Genomic DNA, 24,673 nt, shown 5'->3' with positions numbered 1-24,673 from the left:
GTGGGTCGCCTTAAGATTACTCGCATGACCTCACCTGCACTTCCCAGCGAGTCCGACGCCGCCGTCCTCGAAGCCGTCGCGACCGGCATCCCCTCCGCGCTGTCGGACCTGGGGAACCTCGTGCGCATCCCCGGAATGGCCTGGCCGGCTTTCGATCAGACTCAGCTGGAGCGCAGCGCGGACGCCGTCGCCACCCTCGCGCGGGGCACCGGCGTCTTCGACGAGGTGCGGGTGCTCCGCGCCGACATCCCGGGCACCGACGAGCAGGGACAGCCCGCGGTCCTCGCGACCCGGGCGGCGCGCAACGGCAAGCCGACCATCCTCCTCTACGCGCACCACGACGTGCAGCCTCCAGGAGACGACGCGCTCTGGGAGACCCCGCCCTTCGAGCCGACCGTCCGCGACGGGCGTCTCTATGGTCGTGGAGCCGCGGACGACAAGGCCGGCATCATGGCCCACATCGGCGCGATCCGGGCGGTCGCCGAGGTGCTCGGCGACGACCTCGACTTGGGCATCGCGATGTTCGTCGAGGGGGAGGAGGAGTACGGCTCCCGCTCCTTCGCGCAGTTCCTGTCCGACAACAAGGAGGCTCTGCGGGCCGACGCGATCGTCGTCGCGGACTCGGGCAACTGGGACTCCGTCACTCCCGGCCTCACGGTCTCTCTGCGCGGCAACGCACGCTTCACCATGACCGTGCGCACGCTGGACCACGCTTCCCACTCCGGGATGTTCGGCGGGGCGGTTCCCGACGCCATGATGGCGACCGTCCGGCTCCTCTCCACACTGTGGAACGAGGATGGTTCCGTCGCGGTGGAGGGCATGAGCGCTCGGGATGCCGAGACCCCTGAATACACAGAGGAGACGCTGCGGGACGAGGCCGGCCTCCTCCCGGGGACGACACCCATCGGTGACGGAACCATCCTCAGCCGCATCTGGAACAAGCCATCCGTCACGGTCATCGGCATCGACGCGACGAGCGTCGCCGCGGCCTCCAACACCCTGCTCCCCGAGGTGACCGTCGTGATCAGCGCGCGGGTCGCGCCGGGGCAGTCCGGGCAGGACGCCTACGACGCGTTGGAGCGGCACCTCCGTGCACATGCGCCGTTCGGCGCCGAGCTGAGCTTCACCGACGTCGACCTCGGCAACCCCTTCCTCGTCGACACGAGCGGGTGGGCCGTCGAGCTCACCAGGCAGGCCATGCGCGACGGCTACGGGGTGGCGCCGGTCGACCTCGGCGTCGGCGGATCGATCCCGTTCATCGCCGACCTCGTGCGGGAGTTCCCCGAGGCGCAGATCCTCGTGACCGGAGTGGAGGATCCACACTCCCGTGCGCACAGCCCCAACGAGTCCCTGCACCTCGACACCTTCCGACACGCCGTTGCCACCGAGGCGCTGATGCTGGCGCGCATGAACGCGCGGGAGATCTGAGCCGTCCGTCCGTAGCGGCGTTAGAATCGACGGAGAGCCCGTACCCGGCCCGTCACGAGGAGCGACATGAGCGACACCATCCTGTCCGCAGAGACCACCCGCGCACACGGCGTCAGCCTGACGGACGCCGCCGCCACGAAGGTGAAGAACCTCCTGGAGCAGGAGGGACGCGACGACCTGCGCCTGCGCGTGGCCGTGCAGCCCGGCGGTTGCTCGGGGCTGATCTATCAGCTCTATTTCGACGAGCGCTTCCTGGAGGGCGACGAGACGGTCGACTTCGACGGAGTCGAGGTCATCGTCGACAACATGAGCGTTCCGTACCTCGACGGGGCCTCCATCGACTTCAAGGACACCATCTCGGAGCAGGGCTTCACGATCGACAACCCGAACGCGGCCGGCAGCTGCGCCTGTGGCGACAGCTTCCACTGATCCCTCCTTCCTGCGAACGGCCGCCGTCACCCGTGTGACGGCGGCCGTTCCGCGTCTCAACCTGCATGGTTGGCATGAATCAGGTGTGAGGTTGCTCTAGACTTGAACATGCCTTGTCCGCGATCTGAAAGGTGCATCGTGCCCTCGAAACGCCGCCTTCGTTGGGCCGCACTCCCTGTGGGAGTTGTGGCAGCTGTGGCTCTGGCGGGATGTACTCCCACCGAGCTCAACGGCTTTCTTCCGGGCTTCGTGGACGGTGGTCCGGCAGCAACCAACCAGACGGAGCGCGTGTCGTCCCTCTGGGTGAACTCCTGGATCGTGCTCCTCGCGGTCGGCGTCATCACCTGGAGCCTCATGGCCTGGGCTGCGATCGCATACCGCCGTCGCAAGGGCCAGACCGGCCTGCCGGTCCAGATGCGCTACAACATGCCGATCGAGATCTTCTACACGATCGTGCCGCTCATCCTCGTGCTGGGCATGTTCTTCTTCACCGCTCGCGACCAGAGCGAGATCGAGACGAAGTGGGACGACCCCGACGTCGAGATCACCGCGATCGCCAAGCAGTGGGCGTGGGACTTCCAGTACAACGGTGAGACCGAAGAGGACACCGTCTGGACGATGGGCATCCAGGCCCAGCCCGACGCGGAGGGCAACATCGACCAGGCCGAGCTGCCGACTCTGGTGCTCCCGGTCGACCAGAAGGTCACCATCAACCTGCAGTCCCGCGACGTCATCCACTCCTTCTGGATCATCGACTTCCTCTACAAGAAGGACATGTTCATCGGGAAGGACAATTCCTGGTCCTTCATCCCCACCCGTGAGGGCGAGTACGCCGGCAAGTGTGCCGAACTCTGCGGCGAGTACCACTCGATGATGCTCTTCAACGTGAAGGTCGTCTCGCAGGACGAGTACGACGCCTACCTCGAGTCGCTCGAGGAAGAGGGCAACACGGGCGACATCACCGACGCGTACGACCGTCTCTCGAACCTCCCCGGCACCTCCGGGAAGACCGACACCGAGGAAGGAGAGGAGTAAGCCATGTCGACCACTGAAGCTCCTCGCACCGACGAGGCACCTCGCTCCCGTCCCACCACCCTGCCTGCGCGCCAGGCCGCTCTGATGAGCTCCTCGCGCGTCGAGCAGAAGGGCAACATCGTCGTCAAGTGGATCACCTCCACCGACCACAAGACGATCGGGTACATGTACCTCATCGCCTCGGTGATGTTCTTCCTCCTCGGCGGCGTGATGGCGCTGGTGATCCGTGCGGAGCTGTTCGCGCCGGGGATGCAGATCGTGCCGACGAAGGAGCAGTACAACCAGCTGTTCACCATGCACGGCACGATCATGCTGCTGATGTTCGCGACGCCGCTGTTCGCGGGCTTCGCGAACGCGATCCTGCCGTTGCAGATCGGGGCTCCCGACGTCGCCTTCCCGCGTCTGAACGCCTTCGCCTTCTGGCTGTTCCTCTTCGGCTCGACCATCGCGGTCGCCGGCTTCCTCACCCCGCAGGGCGCCGCGTCCTTCGGCTGGTTCGCCTATCAGCCGCTGGCCAACGCGTCGTTCTCGCCGGGCGCCGGTGGGAACCTGTGGATGCTCGGGCTCGGGATCTCGGGCTTCGGAACCATCCTTGGTGCCGTCAACTTCATCACGACGATCATCACCATGCGTGCGCCCGGTATGACGATGTGGCGCATGCCCATCTTCAGCTGGAACACGCTCATCACGAGCCTGCTGATCCTGATGGCCTTCCCGGTCCTCGCCGCGGCGATCTTCGCCGCCGCCGCCGACCGCGTGCTCGGGGCACACATCTACGACCCGGCCAACGGCGGTGTGTTGCTCTGGCAGCACCTGTTCTGGTTCTTCGGTCACCCTGAGGTGTACATCATCGCGCTGCCGTTCTTCGGCATCGTCTCGGAGATCTTCCCGGTGTTCAGCCGGAAGCCGATCTTCGGGTACAAGACGCTGGTCTACGCGACGATCGCGATCGCGGCCCTGTCCGTCGCCGTGTGGGCGCACCACATGTACGTCACGGGCTCCGTGCTGCTGCCGTTCTTCGCCCTGATGACCATGCTCATCGCGGTGCCGACGGGTGTGAAGATCTTCAACTGGATCGGGACGCTCTGGCGCGGTTCGGTGACGTTCGAGACGCCCATGGTGTTCTCGCTCGGCTTCCTCGTGTCGTTCGTCTTCGGTGGCCTCACCGGTGTGATCCTCGCGGCCCCGCCGCTGGACTTCCACCTGAGCGACTCGTACTTCGTCGTGGCGCACTTCCACTACGTCGTGTTCGGTACCGTCGTGTTCGCGATGTTCGCCGGGTTCTACTTCTGGTGGCCGAAGTGGACGGGTCGCATGCTCAACGAGCGTCTCGGCTACGTGCACTTCTGGATGCTGTTCGTCGGCTTCCACATGACCTTCCTCATCCAGCACTGGCTCGGTGTCGACGGCATGGTGCGTCGTTACGCGGACTACTCCGCCGCGGACGGCTGGACGTGGCAGAACCAGGTGTCCACGATCGGTGCCATCATCCTCGGCGCCTCGATGCTGCCGTTCTTCCTGAACGTCTGGATCACCGCCCGCAAGGCGCCCAAGGTGACCGTGAACGACCCGTGGGGGTACGGCGCTTCGCTCGAGTGGGCGACGTCGTGCCCGCCGCCGCGGCACAACTTCACGTCGATCCCCCGCATCCGCAGCGAGCGTCCCGCGTTCGACCTGAATCACCCGGAGGCCGCGGAGTTCGCGACCACCGCGCCCGGCGAGCGAGAGGGCCACTGAGTCATGCGCGACAACGTCATCATCTGGTGGGTCCTGACCGCGTTCTTCGCCCTCGTCGGCGTCGTCTACACCGGCTGGAACATCCTGGCGCACCCCGGACTGCCTCTCGTGAACCAGATCGAGTGGGTCGGCACGGTCGCCCTGTTCTTCTCCGCCTTCATGGGCGCCATGGTCGCGTTCTACCTCGACCGGACGCACAAGGCCCAGAACGGTGAACTGCCCGAGGACATCCTCACGTCGGACATCGACGACGGTGACCCCGAGCTCGGCGAGTTCAGCCCGTGGTCCTGGTGGCCGCTGGTCCTCGCGGCTTCGGCCGGCGTGTTCGTCGTCGGCCTGGCGGTCGGCCACTTCCTCCTTCCGATCGGTCTCGCCATCTTCGTGGTCGCGATCGTCGGCTGGGTCTACGAGTACTACCGCGGCAACTTCGCCCGCTGAGCATCGTCCACGATGAAGGCCCCCGGAGAACCCGGGGGCCTTCATCGTTCCTGCGTTCTCCTCACACGCGCGTGCGGATGCGGGGGATCCCGGTCAGCGGGTCGACGGGACGGTGGTGGACACCGTCGGCGTCCTCGACCGGGTATCCCTCCCGAGCCCAGTACTCGAAGCCGCCGATCATCTCCTGCACACGGTAGCCGAGGCGCGCGAACTGGAGCGCCCCGCGGACGCCCCCGTTGCACCCGGGACTCCAGCAGTAGACGACAACCTCGGCGTCCGCCGGGATCTCGCTCGGCGCGCGGGTGGCGATCTCGCTGTGAGGCATGTGAAGCGCCCCGGCCACGCGACCCTGGGCGAAGGCCTCCGCCGAGCGGACGTCCACCACCACGAGCGCTCGTCCGGCAGCACGGTCCGCGTGCACGTCACTGGGGTCGGTCTCGTAGGCAAGGCGGGCGGCGAAGTAGTCGGCGCGATCGATCATGAGCCCAGACTAGAGAGCGCAGGGCGTCGGTGACCGAGGGATACCGTCGTGCGTCGTATGAATCCTGCCGTCGAGCCTGTCAGAGCACGGCGGTCATCTGGATGCGTCGCCCGTGGCGGGTCAAGCCCAGGCGCTGCTCGACGGTGACGAGCTCCCGGAGGAAGGCGGTGTCCGGAGTGGACTCCACGAAACCGCAGCCGGCGTAGAAGGGGGCGTTCCAGGGCACGTCCGCGTACGTCCGCAGCGTGAGGTGCGTATGGCCCCGGCGACGGGATTCACCCTGGGCGGCGACGACGAGGGCGCGTCCGATTCCACGGCGTCCGTAGGCGGGATGCACGGACAGCTGTTCCAGGTGGGCGTACCCGGGTCCCTCAAGGACCTGCGCGAATCCGACTGGCACTTCTTCGACCCCGCTGGGAGCCTCCGCCGTGGGGGAGACGGTGGCGACCAGGACGAACCCTCCGGCGTTCCGGCGGTCGTCCTCCGTCGACGGCGGGGGCCAGTCCTCGGCGCTGAATCGATCCGTCAGCAGGCGGTCGGCCGCGCGCTCGATCTCTTCCAGGGCGGCATGGTCCTGATCCGTCGCACTTCGGATGACGACGCTCATGCGCGGCCCGAGGGCAGGGCAGCGACCGCCTCGATCTCGACGAGTTGGTCGTCGTACCCGAGCACGGTGACCCCGAGCAGGGTGCTGGGCGCATCGTGAGCCCCGAACGCCGCATGGACGACCTCCCAGGCTGTCACGAGGTCCCGCTGCGCGGAGGAGGCCACCAGGACCCGTGTGCTGATGACATCCGTCAGGGCGGCGCCGGCGGCCGTGAGCGCCTGTTGCAGCGTCTCGACGCACCGCGCGGCCTGTGCGGCGTAGTCGCCGGGGGCGATGGTCGTCCCGTCCTCCTTGAGCGGGCAGGCTCCGGCGAGGAAGACCAGACGGGAATCCGCAGGCGCGGTGGCGGCGTAGGCGTAGGGAGCGTCGGCGAGCTGGGGAGCGCGGAGCAGGCGAACGACCGAAGACATGACACGATCCTCTCATCCGGTGATGACGACGAAGGCCCCGTCCGAGCGGACGGGGCCTTCGATGGGGGAGCGACGATTACTCGTCGTCCTCCGACTTCTTCCTGCGAGGCTTCTTGACCGGCTCGGTCGAGATCACCGTGCTCGGCGTGTTCGCCGTCTCGTCGACGTGTGTCTCATCGACCGTCAGCGGGGCGTCCGGGTGTCCTGCACGCTCGTGGGCGCCCTGGATCTCGGCGGCCTCCGCCGCGTCGTTGCCCGCCGTGACGTGGTGCTGGTGTGCGTCCGCGGCGTCGATGTCGGCCTGTGTGAGCGGGGCGAGACGGTCTTCGAAGAACCAGCGCGACATCGCCGAGCGGAGGTTCTCCGTCCACGGGATTCGGCCCTTGGCGTTCGGGCGCACCACGAGGGGCTCGTAGCCGTCGACGTCGATGAGCTTCCAGCGGTCGTAGGCGTCGACCGGCTGGTGCACCTCGATGAACTCGCCGCCGGGGAGGCGGACGATGCGCCCGGACTCGAAGCCGTGGAGGACGATCTCACGGTCCTTCTTCTGAAGTGCGATACAGATGCGCTTCGTGACGAAGTAGCCGATGATCGGCCCGAGGAACAGCAGCGCCTGCAGCGTGTGGATGACGCCTTCCATGGTGAGCATGAAGTGCGTCGCGATGAGGTCGGACGACGCCGCCGCCCACAGGACTGCGTAGAAGATGACGCCGGCGACGCCGATCGCCGTGCGCGTGGCCGCGTTGCGCGGACGCTGGGCGATGTGGTGCTCGCGCTTGTCGCCGGTGACCCACGCCTCGATGAACGGGTAGATCGCGACGATGACGATGAACAGACCGAGGACCGCCACCGGAGCCAGGATGCCGAACGACCAGGTGTGGTCGAGGAACACGATGTCCCAGTTCGACGGCGCGAGACGGAGCGCGCCGTCCGCGAAGCCGATGTACCAGTCGGGCTGCGTACCCGCGGACACGGGGGAGGGGTCGTACGGTCCGTAGTTCCAGATCGGGTTGATCTGGAAGAACGTCGCGATCAGCACGATGGTGCCGAAGACGATGAACAGGTAGCCGCCCATCTTGGACATGTAGACCGGCATCATCGGGTAGCCCACGACGTTGTCGTTCGTGCGGCCGGGACCGGCGAACTGCGTGTGCTTGTTGATGATCATGAGCATCAGGTGAACCGCGATGAAGGCGATCACCAGCATCGGGAGCAGCAGGATGTGCAGGGTGTACAGGCGTCCGACGATGTCGGTACCGGGGAACTCGCCGCCGAAGAGGAGGAACGAGGTCCAGGTGCCGATCAGCGGAAGGCCCTTGATCATGCCGTCGATGATGCGGAGGCCGTTGCCCGAGAGCAGGTCATCGGGCAGCGAGTAGCCGGTGAAGCCCTCGGCCATCGCGAGGATGAACAGGACGAAGCCGATCACCCAGTTCAACTCACGCGGCTTGCGGAACGCGCCCGTGAAGAACACGCGCAGCATGTGCACACCGATGCCGGCGATGAAGACCAGCGCCGCCCAGTGGTGGATCTGGCGGACCAGGAGACCACCGCGGAGGTCGAACGAGATGTGCAGCGTCGACTCGAGAGCCGACGACATCGCGATGCCGCGCATCGGGGCGTAGGCGCCGGTGTAGTGGGTCTCCACCATCGACGCTTGGAAGAAGAACGTCAGGAAGGTTCCGGAGAGGAACACGACGACGAAGCTCCACAGCGCGATCTCACCGAGCATGAACGACCAGTGGTCGGGGAAGATCTTGCGGCCGAGCTCCTTGACGAAGCCCGAGAGGCTCGTGCGCTCGTCGATGTAGTTCGACGCGGCGCCGACGAAGCGGCCGCCGAGAGGCGCCTTGGTGTCCTTCTCGTCCTTGGACAGCGTTGCGGTGCTCAATGGCGCTCCCAGAAGCTCGGGCCGACGGGTTCGGTGAAGTCGCTGCGCGCGATGAGGTAACCCTCGTCGTCCACGGTGATGGGCAGCTGAGGCAGCGGCCGAGCGGCCGGGCCGAAGATGACCTTCGCGTGGTCCGTGACGTCGAACTGCGACTGGTGGCACGGGCACAGCAGGTGGTGGGTCTGCTGCTCGTACAGCGCGACGGGGCAGCCGACGTGGGTGCAGACCTTGGAGTAGGCGACGATGCCGTCATAGGACCAGTCCTTGCGGTCCTCGGCCTCGATGAGCTGCTCGGGGCGGAGGCGCATCATCAGGACGATGGCCTTGGCCTTCTCCTCGAGGTAACCCTCGTCGTGGCCGAGCTCCGCGAGGTCCTCCGGGATCACGTGGAACGCGGAGCCGAGCGTGACGTCCGCGGCGCGGATCGGCGTGCCGTCGGGGTCGCGCACCAGGCGCATGCCCTCGTCCCACATGGTGTGCTTCAGCAGCGCGACCGGGTCGCCCTTGGTGGGGTCGTCCGGCGTCGAGTGCGGGGCGAGGCCACGGAACAGCGTCACACCGGGGATGATCGACGCGACGATCGCTGCGAACAGCGAGTTGCGGATCATGGTGCGGCGACCGAAGCCGGACTCCTCGTTGGCGTCGGCGAAGGCCTTGATGGCCGCCTCACGCGTCGAGTCTTTGCCCCGGGTGGGGTGGCGCAGCTCGACGTGCTCCTTGTCGGACATGAGCGCCTTCGACCAGTGGATGGCGCCGATGCCCAGTGCCAGCAGCGCCAAGGCGATGCCGAGACCGATGAAGAGGTTGTTCTGACGGATGTCGATGAGAGCGCCGCTCTCGATCGGGAACAACATGTAGGCGGCGACCGCCCAGATGCTGCCGGCGAGCGACAGGTAGAACAGCGTGTAGACGGTGCGGACGGCGGCCTTCTCGGCTCGCGGGTCCTTGTCGGTCATCCGCTCGCGGTGCGGCGGAAGACCGGGGTTCTGCACGGGATCGCTGACTGCGACACCCAGCCCCGGAGAGGGCTGGTAGGCCCTGTCAAGAGCCTGCGAGTCGTCGTCGTGTGCCATGGTGCTCCTCGTACGTTCCTCTTCGATGAATAAGCGTCAGTTGGACTTCGCCGTGATCCACACGGTGATGGCGACCAGAGCGCCGATACCGAAGATCCACACGAACAGGCCCTCGGAGACCGGTCCCAGCGAGCCGAGGGAGAAGCCGCCGATCTGAACGGACTGCTGCTGGAAGAGCAGAGCCGAGATGATGTCGCGCTTGTCCTCGTCGGACAGGTTCATGTCCCCGAAGACCGGCATGTTCTGCGGGCCGGTGACCATGGCGGCGTAGATGTGCAGCGCGCTGGTCTCCGTGATCGCCGGAGCGTACTTGCCCTCGGTCAGCGCGCCACCGGCGGCGGCCACGTTGTGGCACATCGCGCAGTTCACGCGGAAGAGCTCGGCGCCATGGGCCACGTCGCCCTCACCGTCGAGGATCTCCTCAGCGGGGAAGGTCGGGCCGGGGGCCTCGGACTGGACGTAGGCCGCCATCGCGAGGATCTGCTCCTCGGTGAACTGCGGCTCCTTCTGCGGCGCCTGGGGGCCCTGCATCTGCAGCGGCATACGACCGGTCGAGACCTGGAACTCCACTGCCAGCTCGCCGACGCCGTAGAGGCTCGGACCGTTGGGGGTGCCCTCCAGGTCGAGGCCGTGGCAGGTGGCGCAGTTGGCCTGGAACAGCTTCTCGCCGTCCTCGACCGTCAGCTGCGTCGATGCCGTGGGGGCGTCGTTGGCGGCGAATGCCGCGGTCGCGCCCGCGTACACCGCGCCGGTGATCATGAGGCCCGCTCCGATGAGCGCGGCCGCCGCCAGTGGGCTGCGACGACCGCTCGAACGGCGCTTCTTCTCTCGTGCCATCTCGGGGATCAGCTCCGCTCTTATTTCAGGAAGTAGATAACGAAGAACAGCACGATCCAGACGACGTCGACGAAGTGCCAGTAGTAGGACACCACGATCGAGGAAGTCGCCTCCTTGTGCCGGAAGTTCTTGACGGCGTAGGCGCGTCCGATCACGAGGAGGAACGCGACGAGACCACCCGTGACGTGGAGGGCGTGGAAGCCGGTGGTCAGGTAGAACGCCGAGGCGTACGAGTCAGCCTGGATGGGCATGCCCTCTGCGACGAGCTGTGCGTACTCCCACACCTGACCGGACACGAAGATCGCGCCGAGGGCGAAGGTGAGGAAGAACCACTCGACCATGCCCCAGCCGAACAGGCGACGGCGGCCGGCGCCGTTCTTCTGTCCCTTACCGATCTTGTAGGGCTGCAGGTCCTCTGCCGCGAACACACCCATCTGGCAGGTGAACGAGGAGAGCACGAGGATCGCCGTGTTCACTGCCGCGAACGGCACGTTCAGCAGGTCAGTACGGTCGGCCCACAGCTCGGGGGAGGTGCTGCGGAGGGTGAAGTAGATCGCGAAGAGTCCCGCGAAGAACATCACCTCGCTGCCGAGCCACACAATGGTGCCGACAGCTACCGGGTTGGGCCGCTTGATGGTTCTCGCCGCCGGGGCATACGTCGCTGAGGTCGTCACCCCTCCATTATGGCCGATCCGCGGGCGTGATTCTTGCACCCGGGACCCTCGATTCACCCGTCGATGACTTAGGGGACCCTAAGAAATCACTGCGAATCCCCGGTGAATACGCGGGAAACGTCTCTCTCCCGCGACCTGCGCGCCCGCCCGGATCGCACTGCACGTTTTCTCTGCGCCGATAGGATCGCACACATGGCTGATTCACTGACCTGGTCCGACGTGCTCACCTCCCTTCTGGAGCGCCGCGACCTCAGCGTCTGGGAGTCCACGTGGGCCATGCGGCAGATCATGCAGGGAGGCGTCTCGGAAGCGCAGCTCGCGGGATTCCTCGTCGCGCTCCGCGCGAAAGGCGAGACGATCGACGAGATCGTCGGCTTCCGCGACGCGATCCTGGAGGCGGCCGTCCCGCTCCCCGTCTCCCCGAACGTCCTGGACATCGTCGGAACGGGCGGTGATCGGGTGGGCACCGTGAACGTCTCCACGACGGCAGCGGTCATCATCGGTGCCACCGGCATCCCCGTGGTCAAGCACGGTAATCGTGCGGCGAGTTCGGCCTCCGGCTCCTCCGACGTCCTCGGTGCGCTCGGGTTGGAGCTCTCGCTCGACCCGTCCGCCGTGGCATCGATCCTCGACCGCACCGGCATCACGTTCGCCTGGGCGGGCGCATTCCACCCGGGGTTCAAGCACGCGGGGGCCGTCCGCTCGCAGCTCGGAGTGCCCACCGTGTTCAACATGCTCGGCCCGCTCTGCAATCCGGCGCGCGCGGAGGCGAACGCGGTGGGCGTCGCGCAGATGGAGCGGGTGCCGCTGATCACGGGTGTCTTCCGCACCCGCGGCGCGACCGCGCTGGTCTTCCGAGGGGACGACGGCCTCGATGAGCTCACGACCACCGGTCACAGTCGCATCTGGGAGGTGACCCGCGGAGACATCCACGAGCATGACCTGGACCCGCGGGACCTGGGCATCCCTCTCGCCGACCTCTCCGACCTCATCGGCGGGTCCCCCGCCCACAACGCGGAGGTTCTCCGCCGCACGCTCGCGGGGGAGCAGGGCCCTGTGCGGGACATCGTCCTCCTCAATGCCGCCGCCGGGATCGTGGCGTTCGAGCTGTCCCAGGACGCGACCCAGGTTCAGCGGCCGATCCTCGAACGCCTCCGCGATGCCCTCGCGCTGGCGTCCGCGGCGGTGGACGACGGCCGCGCCCTGGCGAAGCTGGATCAGTGGATCGGAGTGAGCCGCGAGCTCGCGGCTCCTCGGGGCTGATGATGGACCCGGTCGCTGCGCTGCTCGAGATCGCCTCCCTCCTGGAGCGCGAGCGGGCGTCGCGGTATCGCGCCAAGGCGTTCCGCCAGGCTGCGGCGACCTTCCAAGACCTTCCGCCGGACGTGCAGGAGGACCCCACGCGTCTTCGCGCGGCCAAGGGCATCGGTGAGTCGACGTTCGCCGTGATCAGGCAGGCTCAGGCCGGGGAGGTGCCGGAGTATCTGATCGAATTGCGCGGCGACGTCGAGCCCGAACGCGTCTCGGCGCTCCGAGGCAAACTCCGGGGCGACCTGCACGCCCACACCGAGTGGTCGGACGGGACGACCTCGATCGAGGTCATGGCTGCCGCTGCTCGCGCTCAGGGGCACGAGTACCAAGCCATCACGGATCACTCGCCGCGGCTCCGCGTGGCACGTGGCCTCTCGGCGGAGCGGCTTCGCGCGCAGATACCGCAGGTACGAGCGCAGTCAGGCGACGGGTTCACGCTGCTTGCCGGCATCGAGGTGGACATCCTCGAGGACGGCGCCCTCGACCAGGAGGACGCGCTGTTGGCGGAGCTGGACGTGGTGGTGGCGTCCGTGCATTCCAAACTCCGCATGGACGGACGTGCGATGACGAAGCGGATGATCGCGGCGGTGTCACACCCCCGCGTCAACGTCCTCGGGCACTGCACGGGCCGGCTCGTGCAGGGAGAACGAGGTACGCGGCCGGCATCCGCGTTCGATGCGGAGGCCGTGTTCGCCGCCTGTGCGGAGAATGGCGTCGCCGTCGAGATCAACTCCCGTCCGGAGCGTCAGGACCCTCCGGACGAGCTCATCGCGATCGCGCTCGAAGCGGGGTGCCTCTTCTCCATCGACTCCGACGCGCATGCTCCAGGGCAACTCTCGCTTCTTGACCACGGCGCGGAGCGCGCCGAGCGGGCCGGTGTGCCCGCATCGCGCATCGTCACGACGTGGAGTCTGTCCCGGCTGCTGTCCTGGGCGGCATGAGTTCGGGCGTTCTCACCCGTCCGTGATCGATCGCGCCGCCTCATCGATCGCGGTGACCGCGCGTGCCATCGAGCTGCCGAGGTTCCAGCGTTCGGCGAGGCTCGTCGCCGCTTCTGCCTGCTCCGGGCTCAGCGTGTGCAGGGCGACGCCCGGGGCGGTGATCGGGAGCGACGTCGCGACGGCGACGACGGTCGGCGCGACGTCGAGGTAGGCCTGCGCGTCGAGGATCTTCGCGCGGATGCCTGCGCTCATCCCTTCGCCCGCTGCGGCGGCCTCCCGGATTCCGGTGAGATCCCCGTGCTTCTGGAGGAGGGTGGCCGCGGTCTTCTCGCCGATCCCGGTGACGCCGGGAAGCCCGTCCGAGGCGTCACCGCGCATCGTCGCGAAATCGGCATACTGCGTCGGGAGGACTCCGTACTTGGTCACGACGGTGGCATCCGTGACGATCTCGAGATTGCTCATGCCGCGCGCCGTGTAGATGACCCGGACGTCGGAGGCGTCGTCGACGAGCTGGAAGAGGTCGCGGTCTCCTGTGACGATGTCCACCGGCATCGACGCATTCGTCGCGAGGGTGCCGATCACGTCGTCGGCCTCGCGCTCGGCGACACCGACGATCGGGATGCCGATCGCGGCGAGAGATTCCCGAATCAACGGGATCTGTGCCTCCAGCGGGTCGGGCACCTCCTCGACGTCGGGCGCGTCGGCGACGACCTCCACCACGCGGTGGGTCTTGTAACTCGGGATGAGGTCCACACGCCACTGCGGACGCCAGTCGTCATCCCAGCAGGCGACGACGTGCGTCGGCCGGTACGTCGTCACGAGCTTGGCGATCATGTCCAGCAGGCCGCGCGCGGCGTTGATGGGCGAGCCGTCGGGGGCAGTCACCTTGTCGGGAACGCCGTAGAACGCCCGGAAGTAGAGGCTGGCGGTGTCGAGCAGCATGAGACGGTCGGCGCGGGTCATGGACTCAGGGTAGGACGTGTCGGAACGGCTGCTCAGCAGCCGGGGGCCGCGGGTCGCTCGACGCAGGTGCGCGCGACGAGTGCTGTGGTGGCTTCGTAGATGCGGATCTGCCGGGGAGCCCCGTCGACCGCCAGCTCGCCCGCCACCGAGAACCACCCTCCGCCGACGTCGACCTCCGCCGTGTAGTGGACGGTCGTCCGGGTCGTGTAGCTGCCGCGCTCCGTGTAGGTGTGACTCGTTGGCGTCGGCGTGAACGAGGCCTGGCCGAGAGCCGACCAGGTGCGACCACCGTCTGCGGAGGTCGCCGAGGTGCCGTCGCCGTGGTCGAACGTCACCCGCACGGGCGTGAAGCGGACGGCGACCGGGCGGCCGAGAAGAGTGCCGGTGCGAGTGTGCGCGGACACCGCGGCGACGAAGTTCGTCGGCTTGCCGACGACGCCGACGTTGCCGGGTTCCGCCGTCGTCGTCACCGGCGCGGGGGAGAACTGTGCGAGATCCTCGATCGTGACGGGCCGCCCTGACTCGTCCTCCGTCACGCGCACCGCGTACATCCCACAGGATCGCTGCAGGACGGTGTCCGTCTTGCACGCCTTGTTGTCTTGTTCCGGGGTGGGATCCTGATCCACTCGATCGTCGTTCGGTTGTAGCGGCTGCCGGGCCGCCGTCCCTTGGACGACTAGCGACTGGCTGGTGTTCGTGGCCCAAACGTCCTCGACACCGGCTTGGGATGAGCCCGGGCCGTCTGCGCTGGACGAGATTGGGAGCGCGAGAACTGCGGCCAAAATAGTCCCTGCTATCCGCATGTCAGGTCACCCGCAGCAGTCGTGGAAGCAATCGCCAGGCCTGTGCTGGTCGCCGCGCTCGGAGCCATTTGAATCTGAATGGGTTGTCGGTCAGGGCGATCGGAGCCGACAACGTTCCCGTCCGCGTCTCTTAGGGTCACCGCCGAGACATCTAGGCAGAGGTGGGATATGAGGGACTCACCGTCGTAGGAGATGGGGGTGAAATTGTCGAACGTGGTAGTGCCGGTGCGGGTCCACCCCTCGGCGTGGAATCGGGAGAAGTTCTCCTTCGCTGAAGTCAGTGCCTCACCGATCAGCCAGGAGAACAGTGCCTCGAAGGTATCGGGGTCGTGCAGCATTGTCCCGTTCGAAGCTTGGACATAGGCGCGATAGGTGGCCTCGGCGGCGGCGAAGGCCTCTTCCTCGGACTCGAAGACGGGGGAGGGCGTCGGCGAGGGCACCGGCGCGGGCGCGCACGCGCAGAGCGCCGAGGCGCTGAGCGCCAGCAGGGTGAGCAGTCGGAGAGCAATGGGCGAGATCACCGAGCCACCGTATGCGGAATGCGGCGATCGCCGTCGACGTTATCCACAGAGCAGGCGCGAGGTTTCCGTACCCTCACGGCGCGGCATCTTCTGGTAGCCTGAACTGTCACTCGTGGCGTGTACACGCATGCCCAGGTGACGAGCACACCACAATCCACCTGCTGCGATGCACATGTCGGCCGTGCGCGGCCGTGCTCCGCAGCCCGAGTATCCATTCACAAGGACAACCCACTACATGACTACCGCAACGACCGCCCCGGCCACCAAGCAGGTCGCCATCAACGACATCGGATCTGCTGAGGACTTCCTGGCCGCGGTCGAGAAGACCCTGAAGTTCTTCAACGACGGCGACATCATCGAAGGCACGATCGTCAAGATCGACCGCGATGAGGTCCTGCTCGATGTCGGCTACAAGACCGAGGGTGTCATCCCCTCGCGCGAGCTCTCGATCAAGCACGACGTCGACCCCAACGAGGTCGTCGCCGTCGGCGACCAGGTCGAGGCCCTGGTTCTCCAGAAGGAGGACAAGGAAGGCCGCCTGATCCTCTCCAAGAAGCGTGCGCAGTACGAGCGCGCCTGGGGAGACGTCGAGAAGATCAAGGAGAACGACGGCGTCGTCACCGGTACGGTCATCGAGGTCGTCAAGGGTGGACTCATCGTCGACATCGGCCTCCGTGGCTTCCTCCCGGCCTCGCTCATCGAGCTCCGCCGCGTCCGCGACCTCACGCCGTACCTCGGCCAGGAGATCGAGGCGAAGATCCTCGAGCTCGACAAGAACCGCAACAACGTCGTCCTCAGCCGCCGTGCTCTGCTCGAGCAGACCCAGTCGGAGTCGCGCACCACGTTCCTGAACAACCTGCACAAGGGTCAGGTCCGCAAGGGTGTCGTCTCGTCGATCGTCAACTTCGGTGCCTTCGTCGACCTGGGTGGCGTGGACGGCCTCGTGCACGTCTCCGAGCTGTCCTGGAAGCACATCGAGCACGCCTCCGAGGTCGTCGAGGTGGGCCAGGAGGTCACCGTCGAGATCCTCGAGGTCGACCTCGACCGCGAGCGCGTCTCCCTGTCGCTGAAGGCGACGCAGGAGGACCCGTGGCAGGTCTTCGCCCGTACCCACGCAATCGGTCAGGTCACGCCGGGTAAGGTCACCAAGCTCGTCCCGTTCGGTGCGTTCGTGCGCGTCGCAGACGGCATCGAGGGTCTCGTCCACATCTCCGAGCTCTCCAGCAAGCACGTTGAGCTGGCCGAGCAGGTCGTCTCGGTGGGCGAAGAGGTCTTCGTCAAGGTCATCGACATCGACCTCGAGCGTCGCCGCATCTCGCTGTCGCTGAAGCAGGCCAACGAGTCGGTCGACCCCAACGGCACCGAGTTCGACCCGGCGCTGTACGGCATGCTCGCTGAGTACGACGAGAACGGCGAGTACAAGTACCCGGAGGGCTTCGACGCCGAGACCGGTCAGTGGAAGGAAGGCTTCGACGCCCAGCGCGAGGCATGGGAGCAGGAGTACGCTGCGGCCCAGGCTCGCTGGGAGGCGCACAAGGCTCAGGTCGCGAAGGCGGCCGAGGCCGAGGCTGCGGCCGGCGACGACTTCGGCGGCCAGTCCTTCTCGAGCGAGTCGGCAGGCGCCGGCACGCTCGCCGATGACGAGGCGCTCGCGGCTCTGCGCGAGAAGCTCTCGGGCGGCAACTCCTAAGTAACATTCCGAGAAGGGTCGTCACCCCGCCTCACGGCGGGCGTGGCGGCCCTTTTCGCATGCCCCGACAGTGCGGAATCCGCTGCGTGACGGAACGTTACGCGCGCATTCGTAACAAACCCGCCCCTCCGACAGCATGGGCGTATGACCGCTCTCCTGCCTGCTGCGTCGCGCCCCGCTGACGTCCCGACCCTGTCGGGTACCGCGCAGGCGCTGCGGCTCGACGGCATCGAACGCTCGTTCCCCCTCGCGCAGGGACGGCGCGACGTGCTCCGCGGCATCAATCTCGACATCGCGGCCGGAGAGATCGTGGCCGTCGTCGGCCCCTCCGGGTGCGGCAAGTCCACGCTGCTCCGCCTCGTCGGCGGCCTCGACACGCCGACCCGCGGCACCATCCTCCTCGACGGCTCCGGCGTCGCCGACGTCGACGAGCGCACGGCGGTCGCGTTCCAGGAGCCGCGGCTCCTGCCGTGGCGGACCCTCGCACAGAATGTCGAGCTCGGGCTGCCGCGCGGCACCTCGCGGAGTGCCGGACGCGAGCGCGTCCGTGAGCTGCTCCACCTCGTCGGACTGGAGCACGCCGCCGACCAACGTCCCCGCGAGGTCTCCGGCGGCATGGCCCAGCGTGCCTCCCTCGCCCGTGCGCTCGCCCGGAACCCCGGTGTGCTGCTGCTGGACGAGCCGTTCGGGGCGCTCGACGCGCTCACGCGCCTCCGCATGCACGACCTGCTCCTCGAGATCCACGCCGCCGAGCCGACCACCGTGCTGCTGGTGACGCACGACGTGGAGGAGGCCCTCTACCTCGCCGACCGCGTGCTGCTGCTGCGCACCGTCGGCGGAGCGGACGACGCATCGTCGTCCATCGCGCGGACCATCGGCGTCCCCGGCATCCGCCCCCGAGACCGCGCCGATCGCGGTCTCGCCGACCTGCGCGCCGAGCTCCTCGAAGGACTCGGCGTCGACACGCACCACCACACCCCCGAGGAGACCCGATGAGCACCATCACCCGCCGCATCATCCCTGCGATCGCCGTCGCCGGGACGATGATGCTCGTCGCCACCGGCTGCGTCGCCGGTGAGAACGCGAACGCCGACGCTGACTCCGCCGCCGCTCAGAGCGGGGAGTGGTCGGCGGACACGCTGTCGATCGACTTCGCCACCTACAACCCCCTCAGCCTCGTCATCCGCGATCGGGGCATCCTGGAGGACGTCCTCGGGGACGACGTGAAGGTCGAATGGGTGCAGTCCGCCGGCTCGAACAAGGCGAACGAGCTCCTCCGCTCGGGTTCGGTCGACGTGGGCTCGACGGCGGGCTCGGCAGCCCTGCTCGCCCGCGCCAACGGCTCGCCCATCCAGGTGATCGACATCTTCTCGCAGCCCGAGTGGTCGGCGATCGTCGTCGGTCCCGACAGCGACATCACCTCCGTCGAGGATCTCAAGGGCGCCTCGGTCGCCGCCACGAAGGGCACCGACCCGTACTTCTTCCTTCTTCAGGCCCTCGAAGAGAGTGGCCTGTCGCTCGCCGACGTCGAGGTGCAGAACCTCCAGCACGCGGACGGCCGGGCGGCGCTCGACGGCGGCTCCGTCGACGCGTGGGCAGGTCTCGACCCGATCATGGCGGCCGCGGAGCAGGAGTCGGGCGACAAGCTGATCTACCGCAACGTCGACTTCAACACCTACGGCTTCCTCAACGCGACCGAGGACTTCATCGAGAACCACTCCGACCTCGCGCAGGCCGTCGTCGACGCCTATGAAGAGGCGCGCGTCTGGGCGCTCGAGAACCCCGACGAGACGGCGGCGCTGCTCGCCGAAGTGGCCGGTATCGATCTCGACGTCGCGACCACGGTCATCCAGGAGCGGTCGAACCTGGATGTGAGCGGCATCCCTGGCGACGACCAGCTCGCCGTGCTCGAGAAGATCGCCCCGGTGCTCGTGGACTCCGGCGACGTCCAGGGCGGGCAGGCCTCGGTCGACAAGGCACTCTCCACCATCATCAACGACAGCTTCGCGGCGAAGGCGGGCGCGAGCGAGTGAGCGGTCTCGAGCAGAGGGTGATCGTCCCGGCCGATTCGCGGGACGCACTCGAGTTCGCGAAGGGCACCTCCCGGCGAGCGCCCGGCGGGGCCCGCCCTGGTCTGCCGACGGTCGCCCGGATCCTCGGAGGACTCCTCCTCCCGGTCGTCATCCTCGTCGCCTGGCAGATGGTCACCGCGTCTGGCCTCATCGAGCCCTACCGCCTCCCGACGCCCGGGTCGGTCTTCCAGGCCGGGGTGGAGCTCGCGGAGTCCGGGCAGCTCTGGACCCATATCGCCATCTCCGTGCAACGCGTGCTGCTCGGCTTCGCGATCGGCTCGGTCATCGGTCTCGCCGCCGCGGGCGTCGTGGGTCTCTCGCGCTGGGGCGACGTGCTGTTGAGCCCGACGCTCGCCGCCATCCGCGCGGTTCCGTCGCTCGCCTGGGTGCCGCTGCTGATCCTGTGGATGCAGATCGGTGAGGAGTCGAAGGTCACGCTGATCGCGATCGGTGCCTTCTTCCCCGTGTACACGACCGTGGCCTCGGCGCTCCGGCACGTGGACCCGCAGCTCGTCGAGGCGGGACGATCGTTCAGCCTGCACGGATGGTCCCTGTTCCGCACGGTCCAGCTCCCGGCGGTCGTGCCATCCGTCGTCGCGGGCCTGCGGCTCGCCCTTGCCCAGGCCTGGCTGTTCCTCGTCGCCGCCGAGCTGATCGCCTCGTCCATGGGGCTCGGCTTCCTGCTGACCGATTCCCAGAGCACGGGGCGCGTCGACCGCATCCTCCTCTCCATCGTGCTGCTCGCACTGCTCGGCACGATCACCAACGGCGTGCTCGCGCTGCTGGAGAAGTACCTGCTGCGCCGATGGACCTGACGGTGGGGGAGGCGCGCCTGCAGGAGGAGCGGGTCTACCCGCCGTCGGCCGCGTTCCCCGATGCCAATGTCACCGCGGCGGCGTACGCGCGTGCGGCGGCCGATCCTCTCGCATTCTGGGAGGAGGCGGCACGACGCCTGGACTGGGCCGAACCGTGGACGTCGGTGCACGAATGGGAGCCGCCCGTCGACGGTGCGGTGCCCGCCGCGCGATGGTTCCTCGGCGGCCGGGTGAACGTCGCGGTGAACTGTGTCGACCGGCATGTGCTGGCCGGGCGCGGGGACAAGGTCGCCCTGCACTTCGAGGGGGAGCCGGGTGACCGCGTGTCCGTGACCTACGCCGACCTGCAGCGGCGCGTCGCTCAGGCGGCACACGCGCTCGAAGCCCTCGGGGTCGGACCGGGGGACCGCGTAGTGGTCTACCTCCCCGTGCTCGTGGAGACGGTCGTCATCACCCTGGCCTGTGCGCGCATCGGCGCCGTGCATTCGCTCGTGTTCGGCGGGTTCTCGGCGGAGGCCGTGCGGTTCCGCCTGGAGGACACCGGGGCGAAGCTGCTCGTGACCAGCGACGGGCAGTACCGTCGCGGAACGGCGACCGAAGTGAAGTCCGCGGCCGACACCGCTGCGGCCGGCCTGCCGGAGCTCGACCATGTGCTCGTGCTCCGTCGCACCGGTCAGTCCGTCCCGTGGACCGAGGGCCGCGATGTGTGGTGGCACGACGTCGTCGACACGGCTCCGGACGAGCACCGGGCCGAGGCCTTCGATGCCGAGCACCCGCTGTTCATCATCTACACCTCCGGTACGACAGGGAAGCCCAAGGGACTCGTCCACACGTCCGGCGGCTACCTGACCCACGCGAGCTGGGCGCACTGGGCGCATTTCGACGCCAAACCAGACGACGTCCACTGGTGTACGGCCGACCTCGCCTGGGTCACCGCGCACACGTACGAGATCTACGGACCGCTGTCGAACGGGCTGACCCAGGTCATCTACGAGGGCACGCCAGACACCCCGCACCGCGAACGACACCTGGAGATCATCGAGCGCTACGGCGTCACCGTGTACTACACGGCTCCGACGCTCATCCGCACCTTCATGACGTGGTTCGGCGACGAGCTGCCGAGCGGACACGATCTCTCGTCCCTCCGACTGCTCGGCACGGTCGGTGAGGCGATCAACCCGGAAGCCTGGGTCTGGTTCCGCCGGACCTTCGGGCGGGACGAACTCCCCGTCATCGACACATGGTGGCAGTCGGAGACCGGCGCGGCGATGATCGCCCCCTTGCCCGGCGTGACACCGCTGAAGCCGGGCTCGGCGTCCCTCCCGCTCCCCGGCATCGACGTCGCGGTGGTCGACGAGAACGGCGACGAGGTCGGGCCGGGTCAGTCGGGGACGCTGGTAGTCCGGCGGCCGTGGCCCGGCATGGCGAGGACCGTGTGGGGGAACCCGGGCCGGTACCGTGAGGCGTACTGGTCCGCCTATGCCGGGAAGGGACCGCACGGCGGCTACTACGTCGCCGGCGACGGGGCGACGAGAGATGCCGACGGGTTCATCTGGATTCTGGGGCGGCTCGACGACGTCGTGAACGTCTCCGGTCATCGCCTGTCGACGATCGAGATCGAGTCGGCCCTCGTGGCCCATGAGACGGTCGGGGAAGCGGGGTCCGCCGGTGTCGCCGACCCGGTCACCGGACAGGCGGTCGTGGCGTTCGTCACTCCGTCCGGCCGGGCCGAGATCGATCCGCAGGCGCTGCGGGCCCAGGTCGCCCGCTCCATCGGACCGGTCGCCAAGCCGAAGCACGTCGTGGTGGTGCCGGATCTGCCCAAGACTCGCTCGGGGAAGATCATGCGGCGCCTGCTGGCCCAGCTCTGGGACGCCGAGCAGGACCGCCGAGCCGGACGAAGCACGCGGACGCTCGGCGATACGACGTCGCTGCAGAACCCGTGGGCCGTCGACGACATCGCGGGGGCTCTCGCCGCCGCAGAACTGAGGAAACCATGACGGAAGATCACCGCTTCGGATTTCGGACGCGCGCCCTGCACGCCGGCGGCACGCCGGACGCGGCCACGGGGGCACGAGCCGTGCCGATCTATCAGACGACGTCGTTCGTGTTCGACGACGCGGCCGACGCGGGGAACCTCTTCGCCCTGCAGAAGTACGGCAACATCTACTCGCGCATCGGCAATCCCACGGTCGCGGCGCTGGAGGAGCGGCTGGCATCGCTGGAGGGCGGCATCGGCGCGGTGGCGACCTCCTCGGGAATGAGCGCCGAGTTCATCACGTTCGCCGCGCTCGTGGGCGCGGGGGACCACGTCGTCGCGGCCGCACAGCTCTACGGCGGCACGATCACCCAGCTCGACGTGACGCTGCGCCGCTTCGGGGTGGAGACGACCTTCGTCAGCTCCTCCGATCCGGCGGACTTCGCTGCGGCGATCCGTCCCGAGACCAAGGTCGTGTACGTCGAGATGATCGGGAACCCGTCCGGCGAGATCGCCGACATCGCTGGCCTCGCCGCCGTCGCGCACGAGGCAGGGGTACCGCTGGTCGTCGACGCCACGCTGGCTACCCCGTACCTCGCGCGCCCGCTGGAACAAGGGGCCGACATCGTCATCCATTCGGTCACGAAGTTCCTCGGCGGGCACGGCACGACGCTCGGGGGCGTGGTGATCGAGAAGGGGACCTTCGACTGGGGAAACGGGAAGTTCCCGCAGATGACCGAACCGGTGCCCTCTTACGGCGGCATCTCCTGGTGGGGTAACTTCGGCGAGTACGGTTTCCTCACCAAGCTCCGCTCCGAGCAGCTCCGTGACATCGGGCCCGCGCTCAGCCCGCAGTCGGCCTTCACGCTCCTCCAGGGCGTCGAGACCCTGCCGCAGCGCATCGACGCGCATGTCGCCAACGCCCGAGTGGTCGCCGAGTGGCTCGCCGCCGACCGTCGCGTGGCCTACGTCACCTGGGCGGGGCTGGAGGGACACCCGCACCACGAGCGCGCCGCGAGATACCTGCCGTTGGGGCCGGGGTCCGTGTTCGCCTTCGGCGTGGCGGCGGAAGACGGCCGCGCCGCGGGGGAGTCGTTCATCGAGAGCCTGCAGCTCGCTTCCCACCTCGCCAACATCGGCGATGCCCGCACCTTGGTGATCCACCCGGCCTCCACCACGCATCGCCAGCTCACCGAGGAGCAGCTCCTCGCCGCCGGCGTGCGCCCCGACCTGATCCGGATCTCCGTCGGACTCGAAGACGCGGAGGACATCATCTGGGATCTCGATCAAGCCCTCACCCTCGCGACGGGAGCGCATCGATGAGCACGACCTCTGCCGGCGACAGCTGCGCCCTTCCTTCTGCGCCGGAGGCTGCGACGTGTGCGCTGCCGTCGGCAACCGCGCCGGCACGCACCTGGGTCGGGCCCTCGCAGCCGCAGCGGTTTGGCCTGCTGCGGCGGGCGCGATCGATCGCCATCGTCGGGGCCTCGGGCAACCCTGCTCGCGCGTCGTACTTCGTCGCCACGTATCTGCTGTCGAGCACGGCCTACGACGTCTATCTGGTGAATCCACGGGAGACCGAGATCCTCGGGCAGCCGGTGTATCCGTCGCTGGACGCCCTGCCGGTGCAGCCCGACATCGTGGACGTCTTCCGTCGGCACGACGACCTCCCGAGGGTCGCGCAGGAGGCGATCGACGCGGGTGCGAAGACGCTGTGGCTTCAGCTCGGCTCCTGGAACGAGGAGGCTGCCGCGCTCGCAGAGTCAGCGGGCCTCTCTGTGGTCATGGACCGTTGCATCAAGATCGAGCACGCCCGCTTCCATGGTGGCCTGCACCTCGCCGGCTTCGACACCGGGGTGATCAGCTCCCGGCGGCAGCTTCTGGCGAGATGAGGAGCGTCGGCTCCTAGACTGGCCCGATGCCCCTCATCGCACTCACCGGCGGCATCGCCTCCGGCAAGTCCACGATCGCGCGCCGCCTCGCGGAGCATGGAGCGACCATCGTCGACGCGGACGCGATCGTCCGCGACGTGCAGGCGCCGGGGTCCCCGGTGCTCCACCGGATCGAGGAGGAGTTCGGGACAGCGGTGATCGCCGCTGACGGCTCTCTCGACCGCGCGGCGCTGGGCGCACGCGTCTTCGGAGATCCGGAGCTCCTGGCGCGGCTGAACGCGATCGTGCATCCCGCCGTGCGAGCGGAGTCGCAGCGACGGTTCACCGAGGCGTTCGCGGCCGATCCCGACGCGGTCGTCGTCTATGACGTGCCGCTCCTCGTGGAGGCCAGGGTCGACGACCCCTGGGATCTCATCGTCGTCGCGCACGCCCCGGCCGCGGTACGGCTGCGTCGTCTCGTGGAGCTGCGTGGACTGGACGAGACCGCCGCGGAGGAACGCATCGACGCGCAGGTCGGGGACGAGGCGCGACTCGCGATCGCCGACGTGGTGATCGACACGTCGGGCACGATGGCGGAGACGACGGCGCAGACGGACGCGCTGTGGGAGCGGCTCCGACACCAGTGACGACGTCCGAGTCGGGAGGTG

25 protein-coding genes are annotated in these 24,673 nt (G+C 68.0%); 15 read left to right on the top strand and 10 right to left on the bottom strand.

Features of this window, described 5'->3' with window-relative positions:
- The first annotated feature begins 24 nt into the window (after positions 1-24).
- The 5 genes from FY549_RS14505 to FY549_RS14485 all read left to right on the top strand — a co-directional run bounded on the left by FY549_RS14505 (position 25) and on the right by FY549_RS14485 (position 5,067).
- Positions 25-1,428 (top strand): dipeptidase, encoded by a 1,404-nt coding sequence (locus tag FY549_RS14505; RefSeq protein WP_149085642.1) that lies wholly within the window; start codon positions 25-27, stop codon positions 1,426-1,428.
- A 66-nt stretch (positions 1,429-1,494) separates the two neighbouring features.
- Complete coding sequence (erpA, locus tag FY549_RS14500) at positions 1,495-1,857, top strand: iron-sulfur cluster insertion protein ErpA (RefSeq protein WP_149085641.1); 363 nt, start codon at positions 1,495-1,497, stop codon at positions 1,855-1,857.
- 108 nt (positions 1,858-1,965) lie between these two features.
- Positions 1,966-2,892 carry a cytochrome c oxidase subunit II gene (coxB, locus tag FY549_RS14495; RefSeq protein WP_276545658.1) on the top strand — a complete coding sequence of 309 codons (927 nt, stop codon included), beginning with the start codon at positions 1,966-1,968 and terminating at the stop codon, positions 2,890-2,892.
- Between the two features lie 3 nt (positions 2,893-2,895).
- A complete protein-coding gene (gene ctaD / locus FY549_RS14490) occupies positions 2,896-4,629 on the top strand; it encodes a cytochrome c oxidase subunit I (RefSeq protein ID WP_025105065.1) in 1,734 nt (577 codons plus the stop codon).
- Between the two features lie 3 nt (positions 4,630-4,632).
- Positions 4,633-5,067, top strand: a complete 435-nt coding sequence (locus FY549_RS14485) for a cytochrome c oxidase subunit 4 (RefSeq protein ID WP_025105064.1) — start codon at positions 4,633-4,635, stop codon at positions 5,065-5,067.
- Between the two features lie 61 nt (positions 5,068-5,128).
- On the opposite strand, the gene FY549_RS14480 is transcribed toward FY549_RS14485, so the two are convergent.
- From FY549_RS14480 to FY549_RS14450, 7 genes are all read right to left on the bottom strand, one after another.
- Complete coding sequence (locus tag FY549_RS14480; RefSeq protein WP_149085639.1) at positions 5,129-5,548, bottom strand: rhodanese-like domain-containing protein; 420 nt, start codon at positions 5,546-5,548, stop codon at positions 5,129-5,131.
- A 79-nt stretch (positions 5,549-5,627) separates the two neighbouring features.
- Entirely contained in the window at positions 5,628-6,155 is a 528-nt protein-coding gene (locus FY549_RS14475; RefSeq protein ID WP_149085638.1) for a GNAT family N-acetyltransferase, read from the bottom strand.
- Entirely contained in the window at positions 6,152-6,565 is a 414-nt protein-coding gene (locus tag FY549_RS14470) for a RidA family protein (protein WP_149085637.1), read from the bottom strand. The genes FY549_RS14475 and FY549_RS14470 overlap by 4 nt, the downstream gene beginning before the upstream one ends.
- A gap of 76 nt (positions 6,566-6,641) precedes the next feature.
- Positions 6,642-8,456: a cytochrome b gene (locus FY549_RS14465; RefSeq protein ID WP_149085635.1), complete on the bottom strand. Its 1,815-nt coding sequence runs from the start codon at positions 8,454-8,456 to the stop codon at positions 6,642-6,644.
- Positions 8,453-9,529, bottom strand: coding sequence for a ubiquinol-cytochrome c reductase iron-sulfur subunit (locus FY549_RS14460; protein WP_149085634.1), 1,077 nt, complete (start codon positions 9,527-9,529; stop codon positions 8,453-8,455). The genes FY549_RS14465 and FY549_RS14460 overlap by 4 nt, the downstream gene beginning before the upstream one ends.
- A gap of 36 nt (positions 9,530-9,565) precedes the next feature.
- Entirely contained in the window at positions 9,566-10,366 is an 801-nt protein-coding gene (locus tag FY549_RS14455) for a c-type cytochrome (RefSeq protein WP_149085632.1), read from the bottom strand.
- A 20-nt stretch (positions 10,367-10,386) separates the two neighbouring features.
- On the bottom strand, positions 10,387-10,944 hold the full coding sequence (locus FY549_RS14450; protein WP_200838696.1) for a heme-copper oxidase subunit III: 558 nt from the start codon (positions 10,942-10,944) through the stop codon (positions 10,387-10,389).
- 288 nt (positions 10,945-11,232) lie between these two features.
- Here FY549_RS14450 and trpD point away from each other — a divergent pair, with 288 nt between their 5' ends.
- Positions 11,233-12,303: an anthranilate phosphoribosyltransferase gene (gene trpD, locus FY549_RS14445; RefSeq protein WP_149085629.1), complete on the top strand. Its 1,071-nt coding sequence runs from the start codon at positions 11,233-11,235 to the stop codon at positions 12,301-12,303.
- 2 nt (positions 12,304-12,305) lie between these two features.
- Entirely contained in the window at positions 12,306-13,292 is a 987-nt protein-coding gene (locus FY549_RS14440) for a PHP domain-containing protein (protein WP_187614880.1), read from the top strand.
- A 12-nt stretch (positions 13,293-13,304) separates the two neighbouring features.
- Here the strand turns inward: FY549_RS14440 and FY549_RS14435 are convergent, their stop codons facing one another.
- The 3 genes from FY549_RS14435 to FY549_RS14425 all read right to left on the bottom strand — a co-directional run bounded on the left by FY549_RS14435 (position 13,305) and on the right by FY549_RS14425 (position 15,579).
- Positions 13,305-14,255, bottom strand: a complete 951-nt coding sequence (locus FY549_RS14435; protein WP_149085628.1) for a 5'-3' exonuclease — start codon at positions 14,253-14,255, stop codon at positions 13,305-13,307.
- 32 nt (positions 14,256-14,287) lie between these two features.
- Positions 14,288-14,881 carry a hypothetical protein gene (locus FY549_RS14430; protein ID WP_149085627.1) on the bottom strand — a complete coding sequence of 198 codons (594 nt, stop codon included), beginning with the start codon at positions 14,879-14,881 and terminating at the stop codon, positions 14,288-14,290.
- 167 nt (positions 14,882-15,048) lie between these two features.
- A complete protein-coding gene (locus FY549_RS14425; RefSeq protein ID WP_149085626.1) occupies positions 15,049-15,579 on the bottom strand; it encodes a hypothetical protein in 531 nt (176 codons plus the stop codon).
- 235 nt (positions 15,580-15,814) lie between these two features.
- Here FY549_RS14425 and rpsA point away from each other — a divergent pair, with 235 nt between their 5' ends.
- From rpsA to coaE, 8 genes are all read left to right on the top strand, one after another.
- Positions 15,815-17,269 (top strand): 30S ribosomal protein S1, encoded by a 1,455-nt coding sequence (gene rpsA, locus FY549_RS14420; RefSeq protein ID WP_149085624.1) that lies wholly within the window; start codon positions 15,815-15,817, stop codon positions 17,267-17,269.
- Between the two features lie 144 nt (positions 17,270-17,413).
- Complete coding sequence (locus FY549_RS14415; RefSeq protein ID WP_149085623.1) at positions 17,414-18,265, top strand: ABC transporter ATP-binding protein; 852 nt, start codon at positions 17,414-17,416, stop codon at positions 18,263-18,265.
- Positions 18,262-19,302: an aliphatic sulfonate ABC transporter substrate-binding protein gene (locus FY549_RS14410; RefSeq protein ID WP_149085622.1), complete on the top strand. Its 1,041-nt coding sequence runs from the start codon at positions 18,262-18,264 to the stop codon at positions 19,300-19,302. The genes FY549_RS14415 and FY549_RS14410 overlap by 4 nt, the downstream gene beginning before the upstream one ends.
- Positions 19,299-20,156: an ABC transporter permease gene (locus tag FY549_RS14405; RefSeq protein ID WP_187614879.1), complete on the top strand. Its 858-nt coding sequence runs from the start codon at positions 19,299-19,301 to the stop codon at positions 20,154-20,156. Before FY549_RS14410 ends, FY549_RS14405 begins: the two co-directional genes overlap by 4 nt.
- Positions 20,147-22,156 (top strand): acetate--CoA ligase, encoded by a 2,010-nt coding sequence (acs, locus tag FY549_RS14400; protein WP_149085621.1) that lies wholly within the window; start codon positions 20,147-20,149, stop codon positions 22,154-22,156. The genes FY549_RS14405 and acs overlap by 10 nt, the downstream gene beginning before the upstream one ends.
- On the top strand, positions 22,153-23,457 hold the full coding sequence (locus FY549_RS14395; RefSeq protein ID WP_149085620.1) for an O-acetylhomoserine aminocarboxypropyltransferase/cysteine synthase family protein: 1,305 nt from the start codon (positions 22,153-22,155) through the stop codon (positions 23,455-23,457). The genes acs and FY549_RS14395 overlap by 4 nt, the downstream gene beginning before the upstream one ends.
- Positions 23,454-24,026, top strand: a complete 573-nt coding sequence (locus FY549_RS14390; protein WP_149085619.1) for a CoA-binding protein — start codon at positions 23,454-23,456, stop codon at positions 24,024-24,026. The genes FY549_RS14395 and FY549_RS14390 overlap by 4 nt, the downstream gene beginning before the upstream one ends.
- A gap of 26 nt (positions 24,027-24,052) precedes the next feature.
- Positions 24,053-24,652, top strand: a complete 600-nt coding sequence (gene coaE / locus FY549_RS14385; protein WP_149085618.1) for a dephospho-CoA kinase — start codon at positions 24,053-24,055, stop codon at positions 24,650-24,652.
- Positions 24,653-24,673 lie beyond the last annotated feature (21 nt).

Origin of the sequence: Microbacterium sp. 1S1, from assembly GCF_008271365.1 — a bacterium.
GTDB lineage: Bacteria > Actinomycetota > Actinomycetes > Actinomycetales > Microbacteriaceae > Microbacterium.
This window is presented reverse-complemented; position numbering and strand designations above follow the sequence as displayed.